We start from the raw sequence: 11,564 nt of genomic DNA, 5'->3' as shown, positions 1-11,564 counted from the left end.
TAACCCGCCCTTCTCAGCCATTTCTCTGTCGTAGATCACCAATGCTGCCTTACGTTGTCAATCGCTTGAACGCCAAAGCTATGCAGGCTTGATTGGCCCGGTCGAGTTTCGCACAATCAGCTCAAAGTCTTGGATGTGGATCTTTTGATCGATCGGGTTCTTTTTGCCCGCCATCGCGGTCAAAATCTCCATCGCTACACTACCATATTGCGCCATGGGTTGACGGATCGTCGACAGGGTTGGCCAGGCCTTCTCAGCGATTTCGGAATCGTCGAAGCCAATCACTGAGAGATGATCCGGAACGAGGATTCCCAATCCATGCGCGACGACGAGCACACCAGCCGCCATATCATCATTGGAACAGAAAATACCGGTTGGGCGCACCTCGTCCGGCAATGATAGAAGTTTCTGGCCCGCCTGAAATCCGGATTGAAAGCCAAAGTCGCCCGGCAGAACCAGCGCCTCATCCATCTCGATGCCGGCGGCGTACAGCGCATCGCGGTAGCCTTTGAACCGCTCCCATGACGCATCTTGGTCTTCCTTACCGCGGACAAATGCGATCTTGCGATGACCGAATTCAATTAGGTGTTCCGTCGCTTGGCGCCCTGCAGCGCGGTCATCAATGGTGACGGTGGCATTGTCATCTTTGATTTGGTTCGGCCCAATGCGGACAATCGGGATCCCAGACTCGGAGAGGATCTCTCCAATATCCGGATCGCTCGACAAAGGCGGAACCAGAAGGAAGCCATCGGGTTTGCCAGCGCGCATGAGTTGCTCGAACCATTTGTCCAAATCCGAGCGGTCTGAAACGATCTCTCGATCAAGCAAGGATACCACCATTTGATAGCCCGCATTCTGGCAGACCTGAAGCGCCTCAAATTGAATGGAATACAAGAACTCACTGAGGATCGAGTGGCTCAGCAAATGGATTTGATAGGTGCGGTTTGACCGCAAACTCCGCGCCGACGCACTCGGCACATATCCAAGTTCATTGATCGCGGTTCGAACTTTCTGGCGCAACGAGGGCTGCACGTGAGGCTCATTGTTCAACACGCGCGAAACGGTTTTCACCGAAACGCCAGCATGTTTTGCGACATCCGTCATTTTTGCCATTATACGGGCTCCCCTGTCTGACCTTCTGCAGACTGTCCTGATAGTTTCTTTACGATGCCAGCATGAATATTTCGATCTAATGGTAGCAAAAGAATTGGAACAATACTCAAAAACAGCATGAGTGCTGGGCAGATTGCGAGGAAGGCGAGAATATTCGCTCCCACCTCTGCTGATTGTACACTCGCCTCATTGTCATAACCGGTAAGCTCTAAGGCATGCCCGACCACAAAGCCCATAAATCCGCCCGCGAGTTTCTGGACGATGGCCGCAGCCCCGAATACGACGCTCTCGGATCGCTGGCCTGAAGCGCGCTGTCCATATTCGACACTGTCTGGCAGGAATGCCCAAAGCAAGAACGCCAAGGCGCCAGAGCTTATTCCGAAGACCAGGATCTGCACCGGAACTCCGTGCACCAATGTTGCACCGAACAGAAGCAAATGCAGGCCCGCAAGGCCAACCAATACGGCGGATGCGGTCCAGGTTTTCTTCTTCCCAATCTTGCGCGCGAGCAAGGTCCAAACGGGAATCGCAACCATGGTTGCTATCGCATATGATGTCAGAACCACTTCTTTCGAGGCGAATGTGTCTTGATTGGAAACGATGAGGAAAAGCAGCGAGATATTGATACATGCCATTGCGCCAGACTTGAGCACAATCACGGACATCAAAAGCTGTAAAACATGATTGTCTTTGACCAGGTTAAAGACCTGCGACCAGGACAATCGCGCCCGTACCGTTTGAGCGGGCAGCGGCTGCTCACGCGTCCCAAAGAAACAGATGAGCAAGGCAATCGTCGCTATCACCGACCCGATCGCTGCGGCCATTAAAAAACCAGTCTCAGCGCCGCCATACTGCTCGCTGAAATGATTTATCATTAAGGGGAACGCGCTTGAGATGAACAACAAGCCAAGGAACGCAAAGAACATCCGCACGCCGGTAAACTCCGTACGCTCCACGCTGTCATAAGAGATCCGTGACGACAGGGCCGTGTACGGGATTGCAACCAGCGTATAGGCCGTCCGGAAGACGAGATTGGTCATCAATAGAAATGCGAGAAGCGCCATGCCGGAGAATGGCGGCACCCAAAACAAGAATAGAAAACTTACCGCAGCGATCAATCCACCGAACAGAATGAATGGACGATAGGTTCCAAACGGCGTCCGCACACGCTCCGAAATCGCGGCCGTCAATGGATCCGAAACCGCGTCCCAAATCATGCCGATGAAAAAGATCGTTCCGGCCACGCTCGGTTCAAGGCCAACCACGGTCGTGTACCAAAACACCAGCCAGACGGAGAGTGCGTTCCAATAGATATTGAGGCCGAAATCACCAATGCCATAGCCCATAAGGGCGGATAACTTTTTCATAGCCTCGATGTCTTTCAATTGGATCATTCCTAATCCTTTTGCGCTATGAAAACCAAGCAAAAAAGAGGCCGAACAGGCGATCCTGTTCGGCCCGAGACATGATCGCTCTAGTGTCGGAAGAACGATCCATTGCAGGAGAAATACCTTTCTTTAGAAATTCCCCCTCAAGATGAGCGAGAACCGGCGATCATTTTGGTTGAAGGAACGAGGCGCCCGAAGACCATTGTCATTGATGGTCTGCGTGGTCTCGGTGATATCGTTCAACAAGTTGACGCCTTGGACACCAATTTTGAAATTGTCATTGATGTCATAGAAGAATGACGCATCAAGCTGCCCGGTCGCTTCCTGGAAAATCGAAGCGAATGGGAAGATCACATCCCGCTTGGTCAGCAGGAAATCATCTCGCCAGTTCCAAGCGAGACGTGCCTGATACGGACCTTTCTCATAGAGACCCACAAGGTTGTACTGGTGTTCGGAGACACGTGGGAACGCGGTCTGCTCGTTCGCAAAACGCCCCTGCCCGGTCGTGTCCAAATCGCCCAAGCCCTGAGCATCGATATAAGTATAGTTGGCTTGAACCCCGAGGCCGTCAAAAGGCGCTGGCAGCATGTCATAGAATTGCTGATAAGCGATTTCAAAACCGTTGAGAGACGCGCTTTCGGTGGAGTTGATAATCGTCCGTCGGCTCACGTCCAGGCTCACGCCATTATTCGTGAACGTTTCAACTTGCGTTCCGCCAGCGACCACATCGTCACCTGGGTTTCCGGCCGACCCAATCCAAAAGTCCTTCAGGTCCTTGTAGAAGTACGCGACCGTGAGAGATCCAGTATCAGCGAAATACCACTCATAAGATAGGTCCAGCTGCGTGGCTTCAATCGGCTTCAAGAGTGGGTTGCCGCTTGTGACCTCAAAGCCAGCAAAGGTGCCTGGTTCTGAATCAATATCGTCAATCGTTCCACCAGATCGCAAATCAAACGCTTGCGGGCGAACGATGGCCTTAGAGACACCGAGACGGAACTGGCGACCATTGCCGATGTCCAGCCTCAAATTAAGGCTTGGCAAAAAGTCTTCATAGGAGTTGCTCAAATTATCCTGGGCATTCGTTCCACTGCTCCCAAAGAACGTCTCGATATCTTGAAGCTCCGCGTCCGAAAGCGCGCAATAGTCTGGCAGCGATACACCTGCGCCAGGATCTGCCGCACAAGTTGCGACCAGGTTCGCATTACCAAGCGTTTCCGTGATGGATTGGATGGTTGTGCCACCGACAACTGCGACATCCGTTTCAACATAACGTAGGCCGATATTGCCATCGAGCACGAAACCTGGCGCCAAGAAGTCCACAAACTCAAAATCCGTTCGCGCATAGAGCGCCAAAGTCTCTTGATTGATGTCTACGATCTCACCCGGCAGGTAAAGACCGCCATCAACCACGCCCGTCCGTTGGCCGAGCGGTGTCGCAAACGATCCCTGCGCCGCCAAAATCGGCGTCACAGTCGCAACGAAGCCCTCATAGTCTTCTGCCAATGGCCCATCATAGATTGGGACGCCTGAAATCGGAGAGGTTCCGCGTCCGTAACCTTCAAAATCGAACGGTTGGAACAGTCCTGGTGACAGCTGGTTTGCCTCTTCCAAGGTCAGAAGATTGTTCGCACTACCGGTCCAAATCTCAGAGACATTCCCCCAGTTAAAGTCCGAGTAGCGAAGATTGGAATCGCGATCCGAGTGTCGGGCGCCAAAGCGGACAGATTTCAAGAACCCATCGCTGGCGAAATCGTATTCTGCATCCGCCTGGAACGCGAGCGAGTCGGCTTCGCTATCCTGTGCGTGATCCATGATCGAGCGCCAATAATACTCTGCCGGGTCTTGGAAATAATTGTCGGCTTCGCCTCGCGGGACGAAATAGGCAACAGAAACACCCTCATCGACAAAGTCGAAACCGAGGTTCGCATAGAATGCACCATGCACGGTCACGTCACGAACCGTGGTTTCAGAATCGACATGCTGGACGTCGAAATTGAACGCCCACTGGTCCGTTGGCGTCCACTTCAAGTTTAGGCCGAGGTCGGACGTTTTGTCATTCTCAGCCCGCTCGCGGTGGAGGTTCAGCTGCCGCACGCCGTTCAAAGGCAGCGTATTGTCATTGCCGCGCCACCCAGCGTTTTCGCTGACAACACCGCGAGAAAGAATGCCGTCGCTTCCGAATTCAAACTCAGTTCCGTCCAGCGCTTGGATGCCCGGACCGTCATCGATCGAAGACTCTAGGACGCGCTCGCCCCAAACGAGATCGGCATCAGAGTGCAAGAATTGCGCAGTCGCCAACATGGTGCCGTCCGGGCTTTCCCACTGACCAGCAAGCGCAATCGCTTCCCGTTGACGATCGAACTCTTGGGTTCGGATACCACCGCCAGCAGGAACGTAAACGGTTTGCCCGGCAACAATATCCGTGCGCTCTTGGAAGTCCGCGGTTTGCGGCGTGTCGGCGCGCGATTTCAGCTCGGAATAGGCATAGCTGGCGAGAAGACCAAACCGGCCCGCCTCTGTCTCCCACTGATCAGACCAAAGGCCTGAGAAAGACGGCGTCGTCTCTTCAATAAAGTCAGAATAAGTGCCTTCGAGAGAGAATGCGAGTTGGCGGTCAGAACTATCAAACGGCTTGCGCGTGACGAGATTGACCGAACCAGCAATGCCGCCTTCAATCATGTCCGCGGATTGGTTTTTAAAGACCTGCACAGAGCCAAGCAGTTCTGGCGAAACATCTTCAAAACCGAGAACGCCAGATGAGTTTGCCGCAAAGACATCACGTCCGTTCAACTCAGAACGCACATAAGGCAGACCACGCACGATCACGCCACTTCCCTCAACGGCAAAGTGGTCGGGATCGTCCGGCCCTGCGAACCGTTCCACGGTCACGCCAGGCACCCGTTGCAGCGCTTCTGAAACTGAGCGATCCGGCAACGCACCAATGTCCGTCGCTGTAATGGCATCGACAAACACATCTGCGTCTTGTTTGAGGTCTTGGGATGATTTGAGGGATCCGCGAATGCCCTGCACGACAACAGTGTCCTGACGGGCTTCGTCTTCTTCACTCGTGTCTTCCTCTTGCGCGAGCGAAACGCCGGTCAGCGTCGCAGCCGACAATGCAAAAAGGGATACACCCCGCAAAAAATTCTGAGCAGCACCTGCACGGTGTCGAGCACTCTTTCCTAGCTTAGTCACCTAATTTTACCTCCCTTGTGTCGAAGCGTCATTTCGGCTCCGACGACGCGTTTTTGACTACGTTGTCAGGAATATCAAATCTCAGAATTGTCCAGCGTTGTCAATTCACTTTATTCCGATAAAATCTAAGAGACGAAAAGTGTGATCGAGTCGCAACATCCGGTCACAGCGAAGTTTCATTTTTCCGTTTTAAATCAGAGTATAACAAAATTTCTGGCGGATGATTTGGGCGCTACTGAATTTCCAAACTTGGCATTACGAGGTGAAATCGGATTGATTTTTTCGCACATCTCGCGCTAATTTTCTCGCCAAATGATAACGTTGTCACTCTGACATCCTCCTTCCCTCCCGCGGCCAAAATTAGAAAGCAGTATTATGATCCATGTCCCCGTCCGTCTGCCGACCCTCATCTCGACATTTCTGATTTTAACAGCGCCGGCTTGCGTCTCTCAACAAAGCCAGACACCCCAGCTGCCGGCAGAAGCTGCACGCAGCGACTCTCCGATCGAACGACACGGCGCACTCTCGGTTTCTGGGACAAAGATTGTTGATCGTCAGGGGCGTCCAGTATCGCTTGCCGGGCCAAGTTTTTTCTGGAGCACGACGGGCTGGGGCATGGAACGGTTCTATAACGCAGACGCAGTGCAGTTTTTTGCCGAAGACTGGAATGCTGGCATTGTGCGGGCAGCGATGGCCGCGGAACGAGAAGGCAGCTACCTCACGCATTCTGAAGAGAATGCCGCCCGTGCGCGCACGATCGTCGATGCAGCCATCGAGAACGAGATTTACGTCGTCGTCGATTGGCACTCGCATCGCGCTGAGGAAAACCAGGAGGAAGCGATCGAATTCTTCAAAGACCTCGCCACGCGCTATGGCCACACGCCAAACCTGATCTATGAAATCTACAATGAACCATTGAACACCACTGATTGGGAAACCGTCATTAAGCCCTATTCTGAGGCCGTCATTTCTGAGATCCGAAAGATCGACCCCGATAATCTGATCGTGGTCGGTTCCCAAAGCTGGGATCAAGATGTCGACAAAAGCGCCGACAGCCCAATCCTGGGCTATGAGAACATTGTCTATTCCGTGCACTTTTATGCCGCCAGCCACAAACAGGCCGAACGCGCAAAAGCGCAATATGCAATCGACAAAGGCCTACCCCTCATGGCCACGGAATGGGGGTCGGTATCCTATGATGGGGACGGAGATGTCGACTACGGCTCCTCACTCGAATGGATGGAATTCTTAAAAAAGAACGCGATCTCTCACATGATTTGGGCGGTCAGCGACGCCGATGAAGGCGCAGCCATGTTTGTCGCCGGCGCGCCGGCTAATGGCGGTTGGACAGATGAACACCTCACCCCATCGGGAAAATTCGCGCGAGATCTGATCCGCAACTGGAATTCAACCGCCACCGAAGAATGATGGGGATCAACCGCGCTCAAATCCTACCACGGCGCTTTGATGCGATAGAGCACGCGATCATGCTCTCCGGTCACAAACAGTGTGCCCTCATCATCCATGGCGATGCCATTGAAGATTTGCGATGGCGGCAATCCGGGTAAGCCAGGCGTGCCTGCCGGGAAGGTTGCAATCTCACGGCGCTCCCCCTCATGGCTGACATGGAGAATGCGAGAAGCTTCCGCTTCAACGATGACAAAACCGCGCTCTGTGACCAAAAACCCTTCCGGATTGGCGAGCTCATCTACGACAACACTTGGAGTCTCTAGGGCTTTACCATCCTGCGCAATCAACAGAATTTGGCCGTCGGTTCGATCGCTCACATAGAGATCATCGCCATCGACCACCAGCGCCGTCGGAGCGGTGAGGTCGCTCGCGATCACCGAGCTGGTCTCCTCGCTAAACGAGGTCACACTGCCTTTCAGATGTTCCGCAATCGCCAGCTCACCTTGATAGCGCACCGCGGATGCAGGCCCCGCCAAATTTGGGATATGCATCAAGCGGGTTTGGGTTTCTGGATCCCAGACCCGGACATCGGCATCAAACCAAGAGCTGAGAATGAGATTGTCACCGTCGCGCGCAACGTTCAGGGTGCCTCCCAGCTCGCTGACCCCAACGATATTTCTCTGTGTATCGGTTTCTTCACCGGTCTGGCGATCAAATCCGCGCAAGGATTGAGCATCGGCGACCCAAACCGTGTCTCCAATCACAGCAACCCCACCTGGATGTGAAATACCGCCAGGCTGCAGGTCGGTGAACGTGCCGTCCTCGTTCTGACGTTTGACAAAACCATCCGCATAGCTCGACACAAACAGGGTGTCGGACGCATCGAACGCAAAATTGTCGAGGCCAGGAACAAGCGTACCGACAATTTCTTTGCTGTCGCCAGTGACGCGGACGACTTCGCCCGTTCCCGTGTCGAGCACATGTAACCGGCCCTCGCTGTCAAACTTGACCGCTGCAGGAACGTTAAATCCGGTTGCCTCGACTCGGCGCTCGCCCGTATCGACGTCGAAACTCACAACCTCACCAACAAACCACCGCGGACCATAAAGGCGGCCATCTGGCCCCCAATCCATGCCATTGAGCCCACATCCCGGCCCAAGATCATCTGCGATTACGCGTGGCGCCTCTTCGCCCTTGGGATCCAACTCATACAAAGTCGATCCGAGGAAACATTGCGAGACAAATAAACGACCACCGTCAGAGAAGGTGACCGGATTGGCCCCAGGCGGGATGCGCGCCGCCACCACTTTCTCGCCGTCTGGCGTAAAGCCCGCCACTTCGCCGGTTAGGATTGACGTCCAGTAATAAGACCCGTCTGGCGCAAAGGCGACATCGTCGGGCCCGAATACGCCATCTTCGGCCGTAAAGCGTTTGACCTTCTCACCTGTCTCCGGATCGAGAACCGTAAGATCGGACCCAATCACGGAGGTGACATAGAGAAGCCCATCTGGACCAAAATGAATGCCATTGGCGCCGGATATATTCGCGCCGGTTGCAAGGGTTTCTAAGACGGCCTCAGGCGCAGGATCCGAGCTTTGAACCGCTGGAGCCGGATCAGCGACCTCGCCATCAGATCCAGAATTGCAGGCCGCAAGCAGAGCGCTCGCACAAAGCAAAGAAAATAGACCGCGCATGCGCAACCTCCCGTTTTTCGGCAATCTGCGACCCGGCCTCTGCACTGTCAATTTATTGAGCCCCCTTCCCCAGAGTGAAGAAAGAGTGAAGGATGAGCGAATACCTAGTCCGTCATGTCCGCAAATGGATTGCCGGTGGGAAGCGTGATTGGGTTTGCGAGACCACGCACTTTGACCGCCGTCTCACTGATCTCGATATCGTCTTCCGTAATCTGCGCCTCGCCAAAGCGATAGATCGGCGCATAATCGCCGCGATCGGCATTTTCGATATACGCGTTCGATGCTGCGAGGCTCGCCTCGCGCCTGCTTCGATAGGCTTCAATCGCCTCAGCACCATAGCGCTTCTCAAGCATCGCCTCGGTTCGGGTTGGCGAGAGCACAACCGCTGACGCATTATTGCCGCCAAAGCCCTTCGAGTTGAGAATGGCCACTTCAATATCGTCCGGCTCGCGCGATTGGTGATCTGGGCCAAGGCTGAGGCGGTCTTGATAGACATCATCAGCGACCGCATCGATGGTCGGGATCCCCGGCAGGACACCATATTTGAAACAGCCAAGCGCCGCTGCCAGCTGATCGCCGCTAGCAGGCGCGATCGTGTGCCCGAGGAAGGCTTTCACCGCGATCACCGGCCAGTCTTCGATCCCAAAGGCTTCGGCGACTTGATCGAAAATTTGCGACTCCGAAACCCGGTTTTGCGGCGTGCTAGAGCCGTGCGCCAAGACCATGCTTTTGTCGCGGATCGTCTCTTTGCCGACCACCGCCGTCGCCGCTGCCACGGCTTTCGCCATACTAATATGGTTACCAGGCCCCGGCGCCGTGATCGATTTCTTGGTACCGTCCGCATCGATGAAAACATCGGTGATCGAGCCTAGGCAAGGCGCGCCGAGCTCCATCGCCAGCGCGTCATCCATCAGAATGAAATATTGGCTCGACTCGCCAATTGTGAAACCGCAATTCTTGCCAAACGGACGGCTGGCGCGACGATAATCGATCTCCTCAGAGCCATAGGTCTTGATCATGTTATCGTCGCTCGCAAGCGCGCCCATTGTGCCGAAGCCATCCATCAGCTCAGGTCCTATTGGCGCCTCGCTATTGCCGACCATGGCAACACGGATCTTTCCGGCTTGAAGATCCGAAACCGCATGCCGCAAATTCGAAAGAAAAGTCGCACACGCCGCGACCGAACTGCTGGCAATGCCGACATTGGACAGGACATAGGCATTGATGAAATCGGTCGGCATGGAGTTGATGCCCATCACCAGAGCTTTGGTGGTAACCCGCTCGCCCTTCAAGCGGGCTTGATGCATACCGCCATAGCCTTCCTTGTCCATTTGGCCGAAGCCACTGGACGAATAGACACCGACCTCATCAGGATTGATGTGCTCAAGCACCGTATCCCAATCGATCCCCATCGCGCGCAACGCGTCGGTGGCGCCAAACAGGGCCATTTGCAACCCGCGCGGCTGAAAGCGAGAATTGTACAGGCTCGCCATTTCAAAACCGCTCGGCAGCTGGCCTGCGGCTTTGATCGGAAACTCACGTGTGTTGTTGAACTTTACATCGAGCCCATCATTCACGGTAACGCGCGAATTGGCCTCACCTTGCGGCTCGACCGTCCAACCCTCTGGAATAGGCCTTGGCAGACGATCATTTGCGATCACAAATTCCAGCGGTGCCCCATTCCCCCGCTCATCGCCTTGCAACGTCGCATTGGATTGCCAGTAAAGCGCATCGACATCGAAATGGCTGGCTTCCACCCGGCGCACAAGGGTTCCTTCGAGCACCTCGGCTTCAAACCGCTCAGCGACGTCCGACGCGCTCAGGTCGGCGCCGTCTTTCGTACGATAGGTTGCGCCATCATCGGTCTCGACCAGCCCCATCATAACCGCGAGACCCGCAATCGTGTTCTGGCGCTCTTCAGATGATAGCGTTTCGATGATCATCCGCCGGAAGCTCTGAAACCCCGAGGTTCGTCCCGCTGCGTTGACGCCGCCCATGCTCACAATGACTGGTAGCCGCATCCAATCTACTCCTGTTTTTATTGATCGCGCGACGGCTCATTAGAATCGCGCATTGAACGCCGGAGAGTGTTCACATCAGGCGCGAAACGCAACCGGCTTTATATTATAAGTTGATCACTGCTCGACGCGGACAGATTCGTGCAGGTTTGGCTCATATCCGTGTGCGAGTGCTTGGCAGGTGATATGAGGTGTTAAGCGAATACCGTGCTCTGGCAGATCGGTGGGTGGACCGTATCCTGAAAATCTCCACGGATAGGCCTGCCCTCGCCATTTCAGGAATGGGGCGGCGCCGGTGGTGAACATCGCACCATCTGGAAGCGCCGCGACCTGCACCGATTCCCGCTCGGATTTGCCTTTCAATACGGCTTGGATTTCACCCGCGATGGCGTCACTCAAATCAGAAGCCTTAGGCCGGTAGCGAAACACACCAGAGCGCACCAAAGCTGCGCGAAACCGTTTTGCGTCCGAATAGCGGCACTCATAGCAGGGCCGATGGCCAGCCGCGAACGAGGTGACTTCGTCGAGAAAGAACAGTTCGGTGTAGGATCGTTCGGCCATCAGCGCGCGCTGGCGCTCCTTAAATTCCAAGACACACGTAATCCACTGCCGCGTTTTCCATTGGGTTGGCTTGAGCGTCCTCTCTTCTGTGTGAAAACACCCGCCGCGATTGCCCATCAGCGTGCCCCGCTCCGGCACCGCATGGATCAAGCCAAAAGGATCAACGCGGTTTTGCAGGGGCATGG

7 protein-coding genes are annotated in these 11,564 nt (G+C 54.7%); 1 reads left to right on the top strand and 6 read right to left on the bottom strand.

Annotated features, from left to right (window positions below):
• Positions 1-78 precede the first annotated feature (78 nt).
• From MY069_RS15465 to MY069_RS15455, 3 genes are all read right to left on the bottom strand, one after another.
• The gene (locus tag MY069_RS15465; RefSeq protein ID WP_482794684.1) at positions 79-1,113 is read right to left on the bottom strand and encodes a LacI family DNA-binding transcriptional regulator; all 1,035 of its coding nucleotides are present in this window, start codon (positions 1,111-1,113) and stop codon (positions 79-81) included.
• Complete coding sequence (locus MY069_RS15460; RefSeq protein ID WP_482794683.1) at positions 1,113-2,480, bottom strand: MFS transporter; 1,368 nt, start codon at positions 2,478-2,480, stop codon at positions 1,113-1,115. The genes MY069_RS15465 and MY069_RS15460 overlap by 1 nt, the downstream gene beginning before the upstream one ends.
• A 150-nt stretch (positions 2,481-2,630) precedes the next feature.
• Positions 2,631-5,696, bottom strand: a complete 3,066-nt coding sequence (locus MY069_RS15455; RefSeq protein WP_482794682.1) for a TonB-dependent receptor — start codon at positions 5,694-5,696, stop codon at positions 2,631-2,633.
• Positions 5,697-6,071: 375 nt separating this feature from the next.
• On the opposite strand from MY069_RS15455, the gene MY069_RS15450 reads away from it, so the two are divergent.
• A complete protein-coding gene (locus MY069_RS15450) occupies positions 6,072-7,124 on the top strand; it encodes a glycoside hydrolase family 5 protein (protein ID WP_482794681.1) in 1,053 nt (350 codons plus the stop codon).
• Positions 7,125-7,147: 23 nt separating this feature from the next.
• Here the strand turns inward: MY069_RS15450 and MY069_RS15445 are convergent, their stop codons facing one another.
• The 3 genes from MY069_RS15445 to MY069_RS15435 form a co-directional block, all read right to left on the bottom strand.
• A complete protein-coding gene (locus MY069_RS15445; RefSeq protein WP_482794680.1) occupies positions 7,148-8,800 on the bottom strand; it encodes a hypothetical protein in 1,653 nt (550 codons plus the stop codon).
• A gap of 104 nt (positions 8,801-8,904) precedes the next feature.
• Entirely contained in the window at positions 8,905-10,821 is a 1,917-nt protein-coding gene (locus MY069_RS15440) for a beta-ketoacyl synthase (protein ID WP_482794679.1), read from the bottom strand.
• Positions 10,822-10,935: 114 nt separating this feature from the next.
• On the bottom strand, positions 10,936-11,562 hold the full coding sequence (locus tag MY069_RS15435) for a hypothetical protein (RefSeq protein WP_482794678.1): 627 nt from the start codon (positions 11,560-11,562) through the stop codon (positions 10,936-10,938).
• Between the last annotated feature and the right edge of the window lie 2 nt (positions 11,563-11,564).

This window comes from Hyphomonas sp. ske169, from assembly GCF_056850855.1.
The sequence above is the reverse complement of the archived record's forward strand: the minus strand, read 5'-3'. Positions and strand labels throughout refer to the sequence as shown.

Excerpts from the sequence above, each read along its gene's own strand:
- MY069_RS15435 (WP_482794678.1), bottom strand. The coding sequence starts at position 11,562 with ATGCCCCTGCAAAACCGCGTTGATCCTTTTGGCTTGATCCATGCGGTG.
- MY069_RS15460 (WP_482794683.1), bottom strand. The coding sequence starts at position 2,480 with ATGAAAAAGTTATCCGCCCTTATGGGCTATGGCATTGGTGATTTCGGC.
- MY069_RS15445 (WP_482794680.1), bottom strand. The coding sequence starts at position 8,800 with ATGCGCGGTCTATTTTCTTTGCTTTGTGCGAGCGCTCTGCTTGCGGCC.
- MY069_RS15465 (WP_482794684.1), bottom strand. The coding sequence starts at position 1,113 with ATGGCAAAAATGACGGATGTCGCAAAACATGCTGGCGTTTCGGTGAAA.
- MY069_RS15450 (WP_482794681.1), top strand. The coding sequence starts at position 6,072 with ATGATCCATGTCCCCGTCCGTCTGCCGACCCTCATCTCGACATTTCTG.
- MY069_RS15440 (WP_482794679.1), bottom strand. The coding sequence starts at position 10,821 with ATGCGGCTACCAGTCATTGTGAGCATGGGCGGCGTCAACGCAGCGGGA.